The organism is Streptomyces sp. BL1, assembly GCF_057628045.1.
Window position 1 is genome coordinate 5,166,184 of sequence record NZ_JBXYWZ010000002.1, and the last position, 18,026, is coordinate 5,184,209.

At 69.9% G+C, this 18,026-nt stretch carries 12 protein-coding genes and 2 tRNA genes; 10 read left to right on the forward strand and 4 right to left on the reverse strand.

Annotated elements, in window-relative coordinates; genetic code table 11:
* Nucleotides 1–102: 102 nt before the first annotated feature.
* Nucleotides 103–2,715 carry an aminopeptidase N gene (gene pepN, locus AC3AGO_RS22675; protein ID WP_487822060.1) on the forward strand — a complete coding sequence of 871 codons (2,613 nt, stop codon included), beginning with the start codon at nucleotides 103–105 and terminating at the stop codon, nucleotides 2,713–2,715.
* 57 nt (nucleotides 2,716–2,772) lie between these two features.
* On the opposite strand, the gene AC3AGO_RS22680 is transcribed toward pepN, so the two are convergent.
* Complete coding sequence (locus AC3AGO_RS22680) at nucleotides 2,773–4,020, reverse strand: GNAT family N-acetyltransferase (RefSeq protein ID WP_487822061.1); 1,248 nt, start codon at nucleotides 4,018–4,020, stop codon at nucleotides 2,773–2,775.
* Between the two features lie 167 nt (nucleotides 4,021–4,187).
* Between AC3AGO_RS22680 and AC3AGO_RS22685 the strand changes: the two genes are divergently transcribed.
* Together AC3AGO_RS22685 and mgtE are read left to right on the forward strand one after the other, a co-directional pair.
* The gene (locus AC3AGO_RS22685; RefSeq protein WP_487822062.1) at nucleotides 4,188–5,345 is read left to right on the forward strand and encodes a SpoIIE family protein phosphatase; all 1,158 of its coding nucleotides are present in this window, start codon (nucleotides 4,188–4,190) and stop codon (nucleotides 5,343–5,345) included.
* A gap of 263 nt (nucleotides 5,346–5,608) precedes the next feature.
* On the forward strand, nucleotides 5,609–6,964 hold the full coding sequence (mgtE, locus tag AC3AGO_RS22690) for a magnesium transporter (protein WP_487822063.1): 1,356 nt from the start codon (nucleotides 5,609–5,611) through the stop codon (nucleotides 6,962–6,964).
* A 78-nt stretch (nucleotides 6,965–7,042) separates the two neighbouring features.
* Here mgtE and AC3AGO_RS22695 read toward each other — a convergent pair whose 3' ends face one another.
* Nucleotides 7,043–8,218: an acyltransferase family protein gene (locus AC3AGO_RS22695; protein ID WP_487824768.1), complete on the reverse strand. Its 1,176-nt coding sequence runs from the start codon at nucleotides 8,216–8,218 to the stop codon at nucleotides 7,043–7,045.
* 550 nt (nucleotides 8,219–8,768) lie between these two features.
* Here AC3AGO_RS22695 and AC3AGO_RS22700 point away from each other — a divergent pair.
* Entirely contained in the window at nucleotides 8,769–8,963 is a 195-nt protein-coding gene (locus AC3AGO_RS22700; RefSeq protein WP_487822064.1) for a hypothetical protein, read from the forward strand.
* Between the two features lie 101 nt (nucleotides 8,964–9,064).
* Here AC3AGO_RS22700 and AC3AGO_RS22705 read toward each other — a convergent pair.
* A tRNA-Gly gene (locus AC3AGO_RS22705) sits at nucleotides 9,065–9,135 on the reverse strand.
* Nucleotides 9,136–9,285: 150 nt separating this feature from the next.
* On the opposite strand from AC3AGO_RS22705, the gene AC3AGO_RS22710 reads away from it, so the two are divergent.
* From AC3AGO_RS22710 to clpX, 5 genes are all read left to right on the forward strand, one after another.
* Nucleotides 9,286–9,362: transfer RNA gene (locus AC3AGO_RS22710), tRNA-Pro, on the forward strand.
* Nucleotides 9,363–9,474: 112 nt separating this feature from the next.
* Nucleotides 9,475–10,893, forward strand: coding sequence for a trigger factor (gene tig, locus AC3AGO_RS22715; protein ID WP_487822065.1), 1,419 nt, complete (start codon nucleotides 9,475–9,477; stop codon nucleotides 10,891–10,893).
* 250 nt (nucleotides 10,894–11,143) lie between these two features.
* Nucleotides 11,144–11,749, forward strand: a complete 606-nt coding sequence (locus tag AC3AGO_RS22720; RefSeq protein ID WP_487824769.1) for an ATP-dependent Clp protease proteolytic subunit — start codon at nucleotides 11,144–11,146, stop codon at nucleotides 11,747–11,749.
* Nucleotides 11,750–11,815: 66 nt separating this feature from the next.
* Nucleotides 11,816–12,499 (forward strand): ATP-dependent Clp protease proteolytic subunit, encoded by a 684-nt coding sequence (locus AC3AGO_RS22725; protein WP_487822066.1) that lies wholly within the window; start codon nucleotides 11,816–11,818, stop codon nucleotides 12,497–12,499.
* Nucleotides 12,500–12,662: 163 nt separating this feature from the next.
* On the forward strand, nucleotides 12,663–13,955 hold the full coding sequence (clpX, locus tag AC3AGO_RS22730; protein WP_487822067.1) for an ATP-dependent Clp protease ATP-binding subunit ClpX: 1,293 nt from the start codon (nucleotides 12,663–12,665) through the stop codon (nucleotides 13,953–13,955).
* Between the two features lie 184 nt (nucleotides 13,956–14,139).
* Here the strand turns inward: clpX and AC3AGO_RS22735 are convergent, their stop codons facing one another.
* Complete coding sequence (locus AC3AGO_RS22735) at nucleotides 14,140–14,949, reverse strand: hypothetical protein (protein ID WP_487822068.1); 810 nt, start codon at nucleotides 14,947–14,949, stop codon at nucleotides 14,140–14,142.
* A gap of 300 nt (nucleotides 14,950–15,249) precedes the next feature.
* On the opposite strand from AC3AGO_RS22735, the gene AC3AGO_RS22740 reads away from it, so the two are divergent.
* Nucleotides 15,250–17,892, forward strand: coding sequence for a valine--tRNA ligase (locus AC3AGO_RS22740; RefSeq protein WP_487822069.1), 2,643 nt, complete (start codon nucleotides 15,250–15,252; stop codon nucleotides 17,890–17,892).
* Nucleotides 17,893–18,026 lie beyond the last annotated feature (134 nt).

An 18,026-nucleotide genomic window follows, 5' to 3' on the forward strand; every position in this document is an offset into this window, starting at 1 on the left:
ACGGCAATTCCCCGCTACAGGTTGTCTGTACCTCATGCGATGCTGAGGCCGGCCATTCGACATGCGATGACGAGCCGACATGCGATACGAGGGAGTGGCGTCGTGCCCGGAGAGAATCTGACCCGTGACGAGGCCCGCCGGCGAGCGGAGCTGCTGACCGTCGACGGGTACGAGGTGGCGCTGGACCTGCGGTCCTCCGTGACGCCCCCGCCGGCGACCGGGCCGCGCACGTTCCGCTCGACGACGACCGTCCGGTTCCGCTGTGCCGAGCCCGGCGCCGCGACCTTCGCCGATCTGATCGCCCCCGCGGTGCACTCCGTCACCCTCAACGGCCGTTCCCTGAACGTCGACGCGGTCTTCGACGGGACGCGCCTCGCGCTGGAAGGACTCGCCGCGGAGAACGAGCTGGTGGTCGACGCCGCGTGCGCCTACAGCCGCACCGGCGAGGGGCTGCACCACTTCCTCGACCCGGAGGACGGACAGACCTACCTCTACACGCAGTACGAGCCGGCCGACGCGCGGCGGGTCTTCGCGAACTTCGAACAGCCCGACCTGAAGGCCCCGTTCGACTTCACGGTCACCGCACCGGCCGGCTGGACGGTCCTCAGCAACGGCGCGCAGCTGGGCGAGCCGCGGCGGCTGGAGGACGACCGGGCCGCGATCTGGCGCTTCGAGCGGACGAAGCCCATCTCGACGTACATCACGGCGGTCGTCGCCGGTCCGTACCACTATGTGTCGGACAGCTACCGGCGCACCTTCGACGACGGCACGGAGCTGGAGATCCCGCTCGGCGCGCTGTGCCGCAAGGGCCTCGCGCGGTACTTCGACCCCGCCGACATCTTCACCGTCACCAAGCAGGGACTGGACTTCTTCCACGACCACTTCGACTACCCGTACCCCTTCGGGAAGTACGACCAGGCGTTCGTGCCGGAGTACAACATCGGCGCCATGGAGAACCCGGGCTGTGTCACCTTCCGCGAGGAGTTCGTCTTCCGCGGGAAGGTCACGGAGGCGTCGTACGAGGGCCGGGCGAACGTCATCCTGCACGAGATGGCGCACATGTGGTTCGGCGACCTGGTCACCATGGAGTGGTGGGACGACCTGTGGCTGAAGGAGTCCTTCGCCGACTTCATGGGCGCCTTCGCGCTCGTGGGCGCCACCCGCTTCAGCGACGGCTGGATCACCTTCGCCAACCGCCGCAAGTCCTGGGCGTACAGGGCCGATCAGCTGCCCTCCACACATCCGGTCACCGCCGACATCCGGGACCTGGAGGACGCCAAGCTCAACTTCGACGGCATCACCTACGCGAAGGGCGCGAGCGTCCTCAAGCAGCTCGTCGCGTACGTGGGCCAGGACGCCTTCCTGGAGGGCGCCCGGCGTTACTTCCGGCGGCACGAATGGGGCAACACCCGGCTGTCCGACCTGCTGTCCGTCCTGGAGGAGACCTCCGCGCGCGACATGGGCGAATGGGCGAAGGCCTGGCTGCAGACCGCCGGGGTCAACGCGCTGACGCCGCAGGTCACTTGTGACGCCCAGGGCCGGATCACGGAGCTGTCCGTCCTCCAGGAGGCCGTGCCGGACCACCCGGTGCTGCGGCCGCACCGCGTCGCCGTCGGGCTGTACCGGCGCGAGGGTGCCGACGGCGCCCTCGTCCGGTACGCCCGGGCGGAGACCGACGTGACGGGCGCCCGGACGGTGGTCGAGGGGCTGGCCGGCGCGGACCGGCCCGAGCTGGTGCTGGTCAACGACGAGGACCTGACGTACTGCAAGATCCGCTTCGACGAGACCTCGCTGGAGACCCTGCGGGACGGCATCGGCGAACTCACCGACCCCATGGCGCGTGCCCTGTGCTGGTCGGCCCTGTGGAATCTGACCCGCGACGGGCTGATGCCCGCCCGCGACTTCCTCGGTCTCGTCCTGCGTTTCGCCGGTGAGGAGACGGACGTCGGCGTGCTCCAGATGCTGCACGCCTGGGCCCGCACCGCCGTCACGCACTACGCGGCGCCGCAGTGGCGCGAGGAGGGCGAACGGCTGCTGGCCGAAGGCGCGGTGAGCCGGCTGCGCGCCGCCGAGCCGGGCAGCGGCCACCAGCTGGCCTGGGCGCGGTTCTTCGCCTCGGTGGCCGTGCGGGAGCAGGATCTGCGGCTGCTGCAGGGCCTGTTGGCCGGTTCGGCCCGGATCGACGGCCTCGACATCGACCAGGAGCTGCGCTGGACGCTCCTGGGGACGCTGACCGCGCAGGGCGCGGCGGACGAGACCGCCGTCCGCGAGGAGCTGGCCCGCGACGACACGGCGTCCGGCAAGCGGCACGAGGCCCGCTGCCTGGCGGCCCGCCCGCTGGCGGCCGTCAAGGCGCAGGCGTGGGCCGCGGTCGTCGAGTCCGACCAGCTGTCGAACGCCATGGTCGAGGCGAACATCGCGGGCTTCGCCCAGACCGGACCGGAACAGCGCGAGCTCATCGCGCCGTACGCCGGGCGGTACTTCGAGGTGCTGGAGGACGTGTGGCGCACCCGGTCGATCGAGATCGCGATGGCCGTCGTGCGTGGCCTCTACCCGTCGCTCCAGTCCGACCAAGCGACGCTCGACGAGACCGACGTGTGGCTCCGGGACCACGAGGACGCGGCGCCCGCGCTGCGCCGGCTCGTGCTGGAAGCGCGTGACGATCTGGCGCGCGCCCTGCGGGCACAGCGCTGCGACGCGGCCTCCTCGCGCTGAGCGGGCCGCCCCGTGGCCGGTGCAAGTGCACCGGCCACGGGACGGGGCGGATCCGCCTCAGAAGCCGTGCGGCAGCCAGGGCGCAAGGTCGTTCATGAAGGCGGTCGACGCCTCCGTGAGCGCCCCCTCGCGCTCCTCGCGCACCCGCCCGGCGAGCGCCAGCGACGTGAGGGACTCCCCGCCCAGATAGGCCGCGCCCAACTCCCGTACGGACAGCGTCAGATCGGCCGCGTCACCGGTGCGCTCGCACACGGCGCCCTTCGAGTCGCCGCTGAGCCGCCAACGGCCCGTGTTCCAGGGGCAGAAGGCGTCCCGCACGTCCAGCACGACATCCAGCGGCGTCGCGTACGTACGGGCCTCCAGCGCCGCGCCCACGTCCACGGGGCGCACGAACAGCCCGTCCCGCCAGCGCAGTCCGCACTGGCGAACGTCGTCCACCAGGTGCAGCCACGGATCGTCGACCGGTCTGTTCCGCACCCGCAGCACCGTTGTCAGGTCGATTTCCGCCAGATGACGCCACAGCGCCCCGTACGCCGCCGGGTCGAGCGCCACCATGTCGCGCAGCAGCACCTCGCCCTGGGGCACGTCGCGTTCGTCCGAGCCGCCCTTGACCGCGTAGCGGGCGTAGCCCACGTCCGCACCGTCCCGCTCGGCCAGTACGCAGCGCAGCGGCGACGCCCCCTGCCTGTCCTGCTCCGGGTCGAGCAGCAGCCACCGGTCCCAGCCGGGCCGGCGCTCCAGCGCCCCGGGCCGCTCCCGCACCTGCCGCGCGTGCACCGCCTCGCACCGGTCCCGCGCGTCCTGCGCGTCGTCCACCAGGCGCAGCCGTACCCCGCCACCCGGCTGCGCGTCCGCGGCCGGCACGTCGAACCGCGTACGCGAAGTATCGATGTCGGCGTTCATCTGCCTGCTCGCCAGGCCGTACCCGAACCGGCCGTAAATCGCGGGCTCGGAGGCGGTCAGCACCGCCAGCGGTTCCCCGCCCGCCTCGTGGATGCCGTCCAACTGCCGCCGCATCAGGGACCGCAGCACTCCGCGTCGCCGGTGAGTCGCCGTCACATGCACCATCGTGACGCCGGCCGAGGGCACCAGAGCGCCGCCCGGCACCGCCATCCGGAAGGCGAACGCCCCCGCTGTGCCCACGACTTCACCGTCGTCCCAGACGCCCAGCGACCGGGCGGGATCGGTGAGTTCCCGTGCCAGCGCCCGCTCCTCCACCGCTTCCACACCCCCGAACGCCGCCACCAGCCTCTCGTACCAGGCGTCCCATTCACCGGCCTGCAGTACCCGCGGTTCCCACGTCATGTACCCATCCCTAGCAGGGCTTTCAGGGCCTGGCGAACGATTTCGGCGGCGTCCGGCACACCCCGGCCCGCCCCCGTCCGCACGCCCGCGCGACGGAACATGCCGCCGCGCCGTCGGCGGTGCCGGGAATCGACGCGCCGACGGCAGGCTGGATAAGGTCCCGGAGCATGACGGTACGTCGGCCGGGCGTGGCTCCCACGGCGGCCCGGCTGCGGGCGGCCCACAAGGCCCTGCACCGGGTCCGCACCACAGTGCGCAGGTCCGCGGTCGACTACTTCCGCGGCGGCGCCTCCGACTGGGTCGCGCTCGCCGCCCTCCTGCTCACCGTTCCGGCACTCACCTGCGCCACGCTCTGGCTGCCCGTCTGGTTCGCGCCCGAGGCGCTGGTGCTGCCCATCATCGCGGGCGGCCTCCTGCTGCGGCCGGCCAGCCTGATCACGCTGTACGGGGCCGCCGCGCTGGCCATCGTGGTCGAGTCGGCGCTGCTCGGCCCGTACGACTCGGGCGGCGGCCGCGTCACCCCGGGCACCGTCCTGGTCGTCGCGGCCGCCGGGATCTCCGGGCTGCTCGTGGCACAGTTCCGCAGCCGTGTCGGCGTGCCCTGGCGGCGCGGCGGCACCATGCTCTTCGACCTCCGTGAACGCATCCGCGTCCAGAGCCAGTTGCCCCGGCTGCCGCGCGGCTGGCACCGCGAGATGGCGCTCCGTCCCGCGGGCGGCCAGTCCTTCTCCGGCGACTTCGTCGTCGCCGCACGGACCGGATCCGACCAGCGCACCCTCGAAGTGGTGCTCACCGACGTGTCCGGCAAGGGCATGGACGCGGCCTCCCGTTCGCTGCTGCTGTCCGGCGCGTTCGGCGGACTGCTCGGCTCCCTCCCGCCGCACGCCTTCCTGCCCGCGGCCAACGCGTATCTGCTGCGGCAGGACTGGGAGGAGGGCTTCGCCACCTCCGTCCATCTGGTGCTCGATCTGGACACCGGCGACTACGAGCTCTACTCCGCCGGCCACGTGCCCGCCGTCCAGCGGGACGCCGGCACCGGACGGTGGGAGGAGAAGGTGGCGGAGGGCCAGCTGCTCGGGGTGTACGACGCGGCACAGTTCGACCCGGTGAAGGGGCGGCTGCGCCAGGGCGACGTGCTGATGCTGTTCACCGACGGACTGGTGGAGACGGCCGAGCGCGACATGACGGAAGGCATCGACCGGCTCACGGGGGAGGCCGACCGGTATGTCGGCTCCGGCTTCCACGGCGCGGCCTGGCATCTGATCGAGGCGGTCGCCCGGGACGTCAACGACGACCGCGCGCTGCTCCTCCTCTGCCGCGACTGACGGCCGCCGTGGGCGGGCCGGTTGCCGCTCCGGGCGGCCGGTACCCTTGTGAACGGCCCACAGGGCCGGCGTCAGCAGAGCGGCACAAGAGCGAGGAGGTGGTCAGGCATGCGTACCGAGCCTCCCAGTCGACCATCCCGCGCCGCGCCGCCCTCCTTTCCCGGAACCCGCCCGCTGCACTGATCTCCCGGCAGCGGACCCGCGGGGTGCGCGGTGCGTGCAGATGCGCCAGCCGCCGTTCACCGCCTCCGCGAGGACCTGCCATGACACACTCCCAGCTGCCCGGCCGGATGCCCGCCGACCTCGAGTCGGCCCTCTCCCGGCACGACCTGCGGGACGCCCAGCACTGGCTCGGCGAGAACCCGCCGCACCTGATCGCCGACGAACTCGCGCGGATGGACAGCGTGGACGCGGTGGTCGCCTTCCGGCTCCTGGACAAGGACCGGGCACTCTCCGTCTTCGAGGAGTTGGAACCGGTCGACCAGCAGGCCATCCTGATGGGCCTGCGGGACGCCGTCTTCCACGACCTCGTCGAGGACATGGACCCGGACGACCGGGTGCGGATGCTCCGCGAGGCCCCCGCGAAGGTCGTCCAGCGCGTCCTGGCCGGGCTCAGCTCCGGCGAACGGAACGTCACCGCCGCGCTGCTGGGCTACCCGGAGGGCTCGGTCGGCCGCTTCATGACCCCGCAGACCGTCCCGCTGAACCAGGACCTGACGGTGGAGCAGGCGCTGGAGCGGGTACGGGCGCGCGGCGGGGACGCGGAGACCGTCTACACGCTGCCCGTCGTCGACTCGGGGCGGCGGCTGACCGGTGTGGTGGAACTGCGCGAACTGGTGCTCAGCCCGCCGCAGCGCACGGTCGCCGAACTGGTCGTCACCGAGGCGCCCCGCGCGCACGCCACCGACCCGGCCGAGGACGCGGCCCGGCTGATGCGCGAGACGAACGTGCTCGACCTGCCGGTCGTCGACAGCGAGGACCGGCTCGTGGGCCTGCTCACCATCGACGACGCCGTCGAGGTGATCGAGGCCGCGGACACCGAGGACGTGGCCCGGCAGTCGGGTTCGGCGCCCTGGGCCGGGCACTACATGGCGGCGACGGTGTGGCAGCTCGCCCGGTACCGCGTCGTGTGGCTGCTGTTGCTGCTGCTCGCCGCGACCCTGACGGTCTCCGTCACCCGGGCCTTCGAGGGCACGCTGGAGCAGGTCACCCAACTGGCCATGTTCATCCCGCTGTTGATCGGCACCGGCGGCAACACCGGTGCGCAGGCCGCCACGTCCTGCGTACGGGCGCTCGCCGTGGGGGAGGTGCGCGGCTCCGACCTGCTGGCGGTCGTCTGGCGGGAGTGCCGCGTCGGCCTGGTGCTGGGGGCGCTGCTGGCCGCGCTCGGCATAGTGGTCGGCAGCCTCTTCGTCGGGGCGCAGATCGCGCTGGTCGTCGGTGTCGCGCTGGTGATCATCTGCGCCTGGGCGGCGACGGTCGGCGGCACGATGCCGCTGCTGGCGAAGCGGCTGCGGATCGACCCGGCCGTGGTGTCGGCCCCGATGGTGACGACGCTGGTGGACGCCACGGGCCTGGTCATCTACTTCCTCACGGCCCGCGCCGTCCTCGGCATCTGAAGGCAGCCCGCGCACCCGACAAGCAGAAGGCCCCGGACCACGCGCTCGTGGTCCGGGGCCTTCCGCTTGTCCGTACGGTCAGGTCCGCGTGTGCCGCCGCTCGCGGGTGCGGGCCTCCGAGCCCGCGTCCTGCCGGAAGAACCAGTTCATCGCCGGCTCCATGGCGAAGCGCAGCGCCCTGCGCACCGGGGCCGTGCACAGCACCGTCATCATGGCCGCGGCGAGCAGCGTGATCACGACGCGGCTGAGCGGATGGTCCACCCAGTCCATGTCGTACCAGCCGAACTCCCGCGAGGACTTGATGGCGTAGACGTGCAGCAGGTACGCGTACAGCGTTCCGGCGCCGAGCGTCGTGAACCACATGTGCCGGCGCGGCACCCAGGACAGGAAGCAGACGGTCATCACCAGGCCGCAGCCGAACAGCGCCAGGGTCATCACGGCACCGGCCCAGGCCGGCACGCCCAGGTCCTGTACGGCCTTGTCGTGCAGGAACCAGCCCTTGGACATCCGGGGCACGGCCCAGTAGGCGAAGAGCAGCGCGACCAGCGTCACCGGCACCGCGGCGAGCCGTACCCGGCGCTCCTTGACCATCTCGAAGTGCTCCGGCTTCAGCAGCAGTCCGAGCACGAAGTACGGCATGAACTGCAGGACCCGCATGAGGTTGAGGTCGCTGCTGATGGTCGGTGTGACGCTCGCGGCCAGGGCGATGGCCAGCGCGACGGGCAGCGGCCAGCGGAGGTTCTTCCACACCGGTGTGGTGAGCCGCCACAGGAAGAGCGCGAGCAGGAACCAGAGCGCGAACCCCGGTTCCTGGAAGTGGAATTCGCGGTCCGGATCGTCCGTCGCCCAGCGCATGAACAGTGTGTAGACGAACTGGAAGATCACATAGGGCACCGCGACACCGGTGATCAGCCGCTGGATCTGCTTCGGCTTGCCCGTGAAGCTCCGCGACAGATAGCCGGAGACGATGATGAACGCCGGCATGTGGAACGTGTACAGCACGTAGTAGAGCGCCTCGGCCGTACGGCTGTCACTGCGGATCGGGTCCCAGGCGTGGCCGATACCGACGAGCACGATCGTCAGGTACTTGGCGTTGTCCAGGAAGGGATCGCGCGGTTTGCCCTGGGCCGCCGGCTTGCCCTCCGCCTTCGCCGGGGGCTCCGTCGACGCGTCATGCGCCGGAGAGTGGCCGTCCTCACGGGCCGGGGGGAGCGGCGTCCGCTCATAACCAGCGTGCAACATCTGCCGCACGATAGCGGGCAAACCTGTGAGTCGTAAATTTCCCCGGGGATTATCCGGGGCACCTCTCCATCTCCCCTTGTGGATATGCCTTACACGCGAATCGGCACAGTGATTCCGGTGAACCGGAATGCCGCTCTTCGGGACCAATGTCCAAGTTAAGCAGGGCATATGGCCCTGGCGGGAGCCCAACGGAATGTACTGAGTGTCCAGTTCCGTCCCGCGGCGTGGCGGACGCCACACAATCCCGCGAATTCCTGTTCCCCTGTTCGGCGCCTGTTCCCGTTTCCCGGGTCCGGGCGGTACGCGCCGCGGCCGCACCGGGCGGCGGACGCCGCCCCCGGAGTACGAGCCGGGGAGCGCGGGGGGTGTACGGGAGCTCCCTCCTGGGGATGAAGCGCACGTCCGGACGCATCAGCAGGGAGCCCGACCATTGGCCGATGATTCGTCACTCCGCACCACCCGCACGGGACTTGGTGGCACGATGGTGCCCTGCGGGGAAGCGACCAGGTTCGACGGGTCCCCGGCCGGGTGTGGCGTTGAGACCGCGAGGGTGTGATCAGTTGTGGCCATTTCACTGTCTGTCGTGCTGCTGTTGGCAGTCATTCTGGTCGTCCTGGTCCGCGGGGGATCCCTGAAAGCGGGGCCCGCCATCGTCGCCGCCCTCTTCGGCTTCTTCCTCGCGTCGACCGGGGTGGCCCCGTCCATCAACCGGTTCCTCGACTCGATCGCCGACACGATCAACCAGATCAACTTCTGACGCCCGTACGGCCGGGCACCCGTGGGCCCGGCCGCACGGCACGCGTCCACACGACTGCGGCCCGGCTCCCCAAGGGAGCCGGGCCGCAGTCGTGTTCACAGAGCGGGCGACGGGAATCGAACCCGCGTAGCTGGTTTGGAAGACCAGGGCTCTACCATTGAGCTACGCCCGCATGCGCACCGCCGACAGAAGATCCTCTGTCCTTCAGCGCAGAGTGCCCCTTGCCATCCGGCGCAGAGCGCTCCTTGCTGTTCGGCACAGAGTGCCCTGTCGCAGCGGCACGATGTGCATCGTACGGCATGTACTCTACGTGTCGCACCGACGGGGTGTGGCGCAGCTTGGTAGCGCGTCCGCTTTGGGAGCGGAAGGTCGTCGGTTCGAATCCGGCCACCCCGACCACGTACTATGAATGACGCGCGTGCCTGTGTCGTGTCCGCACACTCATCGAGTCGCATACGGGGCGCCCCAGACAGACGTGAAACCCCAGAAGTCAGCCCCAAGGAGACCGACCGTGAAGAGCGCCGTGGAGACCCTGAACCCGACCCGGGTTCGGCTCACTGTCGAGGTGCCCTTCGAGGAGCTCAAGGACAGCCTCGACGCGGCGTACAAGAAGATCAACGAGCAGGTCTCGGTGCCTGGCTTCCGCAAGGGCAAGATCCCTGCGCGGGTCATCGACCAGCGGTTCGGCCGCGGCGCCGTCCTGGAGGAGGCCGTCAACGACGCGCTTCCGAAGCTCTACCAGTCCGCCGTCGAGGAGGGCGAGCTCAACCCGCTCGGCCAGCCCGAGGTGGACATCACCGAGCTCAAGGACAACGAGCTGCTCGCCTTCACCGCCGAGGTCGATGTGCGTCCCGAGATCGAGATCCCGGACTTCTCCGGTATCGAGGTCGAGGTCGACGCCACTGAGGTCTCCGAAGAAGACGTGGACGCCGCTGTCGAGCAGCTGCGCGAGCGTTTCGCCTCCACCAGCGCCGTCGAGCGCGCCGCCGCCGAGGGCGACGTCCTGAAGCTCGACCTCGAGGCCAAGGTCGACGGCGAGGTCCTGGAGGACGGCGTCGCCCAGGGCATCGACTACACCATCGGTTCCGGTGAGCTGCTGGACGGCATCGACGAAGCCGTCACCGGCGTGGAGGCGGGCGGCACCGCTACCTTCACCTCCGAGCTGAAGGGCGGCTCCGCCGCCGGCCAGGAGGCCGAGGTCACGGTCACCGTGCAGTCCGTCTCGGCCCGTGAACTGCCCGAGCTGGACGACGAGTTCGCCCAGCTGGCCAGCGAGTTCGACACGCTGGAGGAGCTGAAGGCGGACAGCCGGACGCGCCTGGAGCAGCAGAAGAAGGGCGAGCAGGCCCAGCAGGCCCAGGAGAAGGTGCTGGACGAGCTGCTGGAGCTGGTCGAGGTCCCGATCCCGGAGAACCTGCTCGACGACGAGGTCCGCACCCGCAAGGAGAACCTCGTCAACCAGCAGCTCGCGCAGATGGGCCTGGACCTGGAGACCTACCTCAAGTTCCAGGACAAGTCCGAGGAGGACTTCGACGCCGAGCTCAAGGAGCAGGCGGAGAAGGGCATCCGGACCCAGTTCGTGCTGGACGAGCTCGTCAACACCGAGAAGCTGAACGTCAGCCAGGAGGAGCTCACCGAGCACCTCATGCGCCGCGCGCAGTCCTCCGGCATGAGCCCCGACCAGTTCGCGCAGGCGGTCGTCGAGGGCGGCCAGGTGCCGATGCTGGTCGGCGAGGTCGCCCGCGGCAAGGCGCTGGCCACCGTCGTCGAGAAGGCCACCGTCAAGGACACCAACGGTGAGACGGTCGACCTGGACGACGAGGACGAGACCGCCGAGACGGTCGCCGCCGAGTCCGCCGACGCGGAGCAGGGCGAGGCCGAGGACGCGAAGACCGAGGACGCCAAGTCCGAGGAGAAGTCCGAGGGCTGAGCCCTCACCCACAGCTGAACGGGGCTGCCGGGGCGTGCGACGCGCCCCGGCAGCCCCGTACGGTTTCCGGGACCCCGACCGGGCCCGTTCAGGGCCCCGGCGCCGGGCATGCGCTCACAGCGAACAGGTCAGAGACCGGGATGGCGATGCCGGGCCCGCGCGTTAGGGTCCCAAGTACACGAAGACCCCAGTGACGGCCAGCCGACGAGCGACCGTCCGGATACGAGCAGGTGGACACGTGACGCTTCCGATGCCTTCCGCCGCCGCTGAGCCCAACATTGGTGGTGGCCTCGGCGACCAGGTCTACAACCGGCTGCTCAACGAGCGGATCATCTTCCTGGGCCAGCCCGTTGACGACGACATCGCCAACAAGATCACCGCGCAGCTGCTGCTCCTTGCCGCCGACCCCGACAAGGACATCTACCTCTACATCAACAGCCCCGGCGGCTCGATCACGGCCGGCATGGCGATCTACGACACCATGCAGTACATCAAGAACGATGTGGTGACCATCGCGATGGGCCTCGCCGCCTCGATGGGCCAGTTCCTGCTCAGCGCCGGTACCCCCGGCAAGCGCTTCGCGCTGCCGAACGCCGAGATCCTGATCCACCAGCCGTCCGCCGGCCTGGCGGGTTCCGCCTCGGACATCAAGATTCACGCCGAGCAGCTGCTCCGCACGAAGAAGAAGATGGCCGACCTCTCGGCGCAGCACACCGGGCAGAGTGTCGAGCAGTGGACCCACGACGCCGACCGTGACCGCTGGTTCTCCGCGCAGGAGGCCAAGGAGTACGGCCTGATCGACGAGGTCTACGGCTCCGCGGCCCAGCTTCCGGGCGGCGGCGGTACGGGCGCGTGAGCCCCGCCAACGCTTGAGCTCCGCACCCCCACCGCACACTCAGCTCATCACCAGGAGAAGTCTCCGATGACCAACCTTCCGGAATTCCCCGGCGCCGCGGGCCAGTTCGGCGCAGCCGGCCGCTACGAGGGGCCGCAGGCCGAGTCGCGCTACGTCGTCCCGCGCTTCGTCGAGCGCACCTCGCAGGGCACGCGCGAGTACGACCCGTACGCGAAGCTCTTCGAAGAGCGCGTGATCTTCCTCGGCGTGCAGATCGACGACGCGTCCGCCAACGACGTCATGGCGCAGCTGCTGTGCCTGGAGTCGATGGACCCGGACCGGGACATCTCGATCTACATCAATTCGCCCGGCGGCTCGTTCACCGCGCTGACGGCGATCTACGACACGATGCAGTTCGTGAAGCCCGACATCCAGACGGTCTGCATGGGCCAGGCGGCGTCCGCCGCGGCCGTGCTGCTCGCGGCCGGTACCCCCGGCAAGCGGATGGCGCTGCCCAACGCCCGCATCCTGATCCACCAGCCGTACAGCGAGACCGGCCGCGGTCAGGTCTCCGACCTGGAGATCGCCGCGAACGAGATCCAGCGGATGCGCGTCCAGCTCGAGGAGATGCTGGCGAAGCACTCCACGAAGGAGATCGAGCAGATCCGTGACGACATCGAGCGTGACAAGATCCTGACGGCTGAGGAGTCGCTGGAGTACGGTCTGGTCGATCAGATCATCACGACTCGTAAGTCTTCGGTCGGAATCTGACGGACTGCGAAGTCCCGTTCCCCCTTGGGCCGATGGTGGTGTCGGCCTGTCCGACCGAGTCGGCCCAAGGGGGGCCCATTCCGGCGGTCCGGCAAGGTACCGTCGGAGAGCACGTAGCTCGGTCCGTCCGGCCGACGGATCCCAGGCGAAGGGGAAGCTCCTCGTGGCACGCATCGGTGATGGCGGCGATCTGCTCAAGTGCTCGTTCTGCGGGAAGAGCCAGAAGCAGGTGAAGAAGCTCATCGCGGGCCCTGGCGTCTACATCTGTGACGAGTGCATCGATCTGTGCAATGAGATCATCGAGGAGGAGCTCGCCGAGTCCTCCGAGGTGCGCTGGGATGAACTGCCCAAGCCCCGCGAGATCTCGGAGTTCCTGGAGGGGTACGTCGTCGGCCAGGAGTCGGCGAAGAAGGCGCTCTCCGTCGCGGTCTACAACCACTACAAGCGGGTGCAGGCCGGGGAGAACGGCACGGGGCAGGGCCGGGACGACGGCATCGAGCTGGCGAAGTCCAACATCCTGCTGCTCGGTCCGACCGGTTCCGGCAAGACGCTGCTCGCGCAGACCCTGGCCCGGATGCTCAACGTCCCGTTCGCCATCGCCGACGCCACGGCGCTCACCGAGGCGGGCTATGTCGGCGAGGACGTCGAGAACATCCTGCTGAAGCTGATCCAGGCCGCCGACTACGACGTCAAGAAGGCCGAGACCGGGATCATCTACATCGACGAGATCGACAAGGTCGCCAGAAAGAGCGAGAACCCGTCGATCACCCGTGATGTCTCCGGCGAGGGTGTGCAGCAGGCGCTGCTCAAGATCCTCGAAGGTACGACGGCCTCCGTGCCGCCGCAGGGCGGGCGGAAACACCCGCATCAGGAATTCATCCAGATCGACACGACGAACGTGCTGTTCATCGTGGGCGGCGCCTTCGCGGGCCTCGACAAGATCATCGAGTCCCGGGCCGGCACCAAGGGCATCGGCTTCGGTGCCGACATCCGCTCCAAGCGGGAGCTGGAGGAGAAGAACCAGTTCGAGGACGTCATGCCGGAGGACCTGGTGAAGTTCGGGATGATCCCCGAGTTCATCGGCCGCCTCCCGGTCCTCACCTCCGTGCACAACCTCGACCGCGAGGCGCTGCTGCAGATTCTGCTGGAGCCGCGCAACGCGCTGGTGAAGCAGTATCAACGCCTGTTCGAACTCGACGGTGTGGAGCTGGAGTTCGACCGTCCGGCGCTGGAGGCCATCGCGGACATGGCGATCCTGCGGGGCACGGGCGCGCGCGGTCTGCGGGCCATCATGGAAGAGGTCCTGCAGTCGGTGATGTACGAGGTCCCGTCCCGCAAGGACGTGGAGCGCGTCGTCATCACCGAGGAGGTCGTGCACTCCAACGTCAATCCGACGCTGGTGCCGCGCTCCCGCAGCGGCGAACAGGACGACACCCGGCACGAGAAGAGCGCGTAGCCGCGTAGCCGCGGGGGCCGCATGCGACATGCGGGGCCACCCCGTGCGGACCGCTCATGCGAAGGGGCGCCGGCATTGTGCCGGCGCCCCTTCGTGCTTCCACGGGACTTTCCGGGAGGCTGCTGCGGTTGGCGCGTGGCTGGTTGCGCAGTTCCCCGCGCCCCTTACGGGGCACGCGAAGCGGTTACCGCGGCTCCTGGGCCTCGGCGCGGACCTTCGCCGTGGTCTCGGAGAGCTCCTGTGCGGACTGCCCCGTGATGGTGGTGGAGCCGGGCGTCAGGGAGCCCATCTGCTCGACCATCCCGACCGCGTACTCGTCGGCCCAGGCGCAGGTGCTCGTGGTGTTGACGACCGACTGCCGGCCGGTCGCCGCGCTGTTCACGGTGATCTTGTTGGTCATGCACTTCATGACCTCACCGTCGAAGTCGTCCGGGGCGTAGGAGGTGGCCGTGCCCTGCTTCGCGGTGGTCCGGCCGTCGACCTGGCTGTCCAGCTTCCGGTTCGACTTGTCGACCTCGGCGAGCGCCGCGTCCACCGCCTTTTCCGGGTCGGCGACCTCGCCGTTGACGCCGTAGAGGGAGAGGATCTCCTTCTTCGTGGACTGGTAAGTCCCGCCCACACCCTTGCCGTTGGAGACTCCCGCGGCCTTCACGTTCGGGTTGTCCGCGAGGTTGCCGCTGGTGGTCGCGTCCTGCGCGTTCCTGCCCTTCGCCAGCTGATACTCGCTGGTGAGCAGCGACTTGGGCGTGGTGACGTCGTACGGGTCGGGGCCGCTGCCGAGGAAGACGACGACGCCCCCGGCGATCGCGACGAGGGCGACGGCCACCCCCGCGATGATCCCCACCTTCTTGCCCGTGTTCCCGCCGCCCTGCTGTCCCGGCATCCCGGGCTGCCCGTACGGGCCGGGCTGTTGGCCGTACGGACCCGGCTGCCCGTAGGGGCCCGGCTGACCGTACGGCCCGGGCTGGCCGAACCCGCCCTGCTGCGGCGGCATTCCGGGCTGCTGCGGGGCCTGCGGGTAGCCGTAGCCGGGCTGTTGACCCGGCGCACCGTAGGGATTCGGTCCGCCCTGCGGCTGCCCCGGCTGCGGGGGCTGACCGTACGGTCCCGGCTGCTGGGGCGGCTGCCCGTATGGACCGGGCTGCTGGAAACTCATGGTGGCGCGTCCCTCCCGTTGGACATGTGCATGCACGCCTACGCGTGTCCCACATCCTGTCCGATGCCGGACAGCGCCATCCCACCGCCCTCCAAACCGATTCGAGACCGCCACATTCGCGCCCGTACACTGACCCCCGTGACCGAGAACACTCAGCAGCGCCCGGACACCGACGGGCCCATCGCAGCAGCCCCCGATGATCTGCCGACCCAGTACGCGCCGGCCGAGGTAGAGGGGAAGCTGTACGAGCGCTGGGTAGAGCGGGGCTATTTCGAGGCGGACCCGAAGAGCGAGCGCGAGCCGTACACGATCGTCATCCCGCCGCCGAACGTCACCGGCTCCCTGCACCTCGGGCACGCCTTCCAGCACACGCTGATGGACGCCCTCACCCGCCGTAAGCGCATGCAGGGGTACGAGTCGCTCTGGCTCCCCGGCATGGACCACGCGGGCATCGCCACGCAGAACAAGGTCGAGCAGCAGCTCGGCGAAGAGGGCCTGTCCCGGCAGGACTTGGGCCGCGAGGCGTTCACCGAGCGGGTCTGGCAGTGGAAGGAAGAGTACGGCGGGAAGATCCTCGGCCAGATGCGCCGCCTCGGCGACGGCGTCGACTGGTCGCGCGAGCGCTTCACCATGGACGACGGGCTCTCCCGCGCCGTCCAGACCGTCTTCAAGAAGATGTACGACGAGGGCCTGATCTACCAGGCCGAGCGCATCATCAACTGGTGTCCGCGCTGTCTGACCGCCATCTCGGACATCGAGGTGGAGTACCAGGAGGACGACGGCGAGCTCGTCTCCATCCGGTACGGCGAGGGCGACGACTCCCTCGTGGTCGCCACGACCCGCGCCGAGACGATGCTCGGCGACACCGCCGTCGCGGTCCACCCGGACGACGAGCGGTACGCGCACCTCGTCGGCCGTACGATCAGGCTGCCGCTGACGGACCGTGAGATCCCGGTCGTCGCGGACGAGCACGTGGACCCGGAGTTCGGCTCCGGCGCGGTCAAGGTCACCCCGGCCCACGACCCGAACGACTTCGCCATCGGCCAGCGGCACGGCCTGCCCATGGTGACCGTCATGGACGAGCGCGGCGTGATCACCGCGCACGGCCCGTACGAGGGGCTGGACCGCTTCGAGGCGCGCTCGGCGATCGTCGCCGCGCTGCGCTCGCAGAGCCGGATCACCGCGGAGAAGCGGCCGTACGTGCACAGCGTCGGGCACTGCTCGCGCTGCAAGACGACCATCGAGCCGCGGCTGTCCATGCAGTGGTGGGTCGGCGTCGGCCCGCTCGCGCAGGCCGCCGGCGACGCGGTCCGCGACGGCCGCGTGAAGATCCACCCCGCCGACATGTCGTCCCGCTACTTCGACTGGGTCGACAACATGCACGACTGGTGCATCTCGCGCCAGCTGTGGTGGGGCCACCGCATCCCCGTCTGGTACGGCCCGGACGGCGAGGTGCGCTGCCTCGGTCCGGATGAGGAGCCGCCGACCGGCGAGGGCTGGCACCAGGACCCGGACGTCCTGGACACCTGGTTCTCCTCCGGCCTGTGGCCGTTCTCCACGCTGGGCTGGCCCGACGACACGGCCGACCTGCGGAAGTTCTATCCGACCGATGTGCTGCTCACCGGGCACGACATCATCTTCTTCTGGGTCGCCCGGATGATGATGTTCGGTCTGTATGCGATGGACGGCGTCGCGCCGTTCCACACCATCGCGCTCACCGGCCTGGTCCGCGACGAGCACGGCAAGAAGATGTCGAAGTCCTTCGGGAACGTCGTCGACCCGCTGGACTGGATGAACGACTACGGCTCGGACGCGCTGCGCTTCACCCTGGCCAGCGGCGCCAACCCCGGTACGGACGTGCCGATCGGCGAGGACTGGGTCAAGGCCTCCCGGAACTTCGCCAACAAGATCTGGAACGCCACGCGCTTCGCGCTGATGAACGGCGCGACGGTCGAGGGCCCGCTGCCGGACCGGGACGAGATGGGTGCGGCGGACCGCTGGATCCTCTCCCGGCTCAACTCGGTGATCGCCGAAGTCGACGGCCACTACGAGGACTTCCAGTTCGCCAAGCTGTCCGACGCGCTGTACCACTTCGCGTGGGACGAGGTCTTCGACTGGTACGTGGAGCTGTCCAAGACCACGTTCCTCAAGGGCGGCCGGGCCGCCGAGGTCTCGCAGCGCGTCCTGGGCGAGGTCCTGGACGTCACGCTGCGACTGCTGCACCCGGTGGTCCCGTTCGTCACCGAGCAGCTGTGGACGACGCTCACCGGCGGCGAGTCCGTGGTCGTCGCCGACTGGCCCGTCGACTCCGCTTTCCGCGACGAGCGGGCCGAGCAGGAGATCGCCACGGTCCAGCAGGCCGTCACGGAGGTCCGCAGGTTCCGCGCCGACCAGGGTCTGCAGCCGGGCCAGAAGGTCCCGGCCGAACTGGCCGCCGAGGGCACGCCGTTGGCGGACCACGAGGACGCGATCCGGCAGCTGCTGCGGCTCCAGCCGGCGGGCGAGGGCTTCCAGGCCACCGCCTCGCTGCCGGTCCAGGGCGCGACGGTCTCGCTGGACCTGTCCGGCGTGATCGACGTCGAGGCGGAGCGGAAGCGGCTGAACAAGGATCTGGCGGCGGCGCAGAAGGAGCTGCAGCAGACCACAGGGAAGCTCGGCAACGAGGGCTTCCTCGCCAAGGCCCCGGACCACGTGGTGGAGAAGATCCGTACGCGGCAGTCCACCGCCGAGGCCGACATCGCCCGCATCACACGGCAGTTGGAGCAGCTGCCGCAGAGCTGACCCGTGTGCTGTCCGCCGGTGGCTCCGGCCCCCGGCGGGCAGCGCGGGCGCGGGCACGGGCGTGGCTCCGTGATCGGGATCGGCGGTCCGTAGACTGGTCCGCGTGAGCGACCAGCAGCCCCCCGAGCCCGAGC

Bases quoted from the DNA above. Each gene is read 5' to 3' on its own strand.
- AC3AGO_RS22680 (WP_487822061.1), bottom strand. From the start codon at position 4,020: ATGACGTGGGAACCGCGGGTACTGCAGGCCGGTGAATGGGACGCCTGG.
- AC3AGO_RS22685 (WP_487822062.1), top strand. From the start codon at position 4,188: ATGACGGTACGTCGGCCGGGCGTGGCTCCCACGGCGGCCCGGCTGCGG.
- mgtE (WP_487822063.1), top strand. From the start codon at position 5,609: ATGACACACTCCCAGCTGCCCGGCCGGATGCCCGCCGACCTCGAGTCG.
- AC3AGO_RS22720 (WP_487824769.1), top strand. From the start codon at position 11,144: ATGCCTTCCGCCGCCGCTGAGCCCAACATTGGTGGTGGCCTCGGCGAC.
- AC3AGO_RS22725 (WP_487822066.1), top strand. From the start codon at position 11,816: ATGACCAACCTTCCGGAATTCCCCGGCGCCGCGGGCCAGTTCGGCGCA.
- AC3AGO_RS22735 (WP_487822068.1), bottom strand. From the start codon at position 14,949: ATGCCGCCGCAGCAGGGCGGGTTCGGCCAGCCCGGGCCGTACGGTCAG.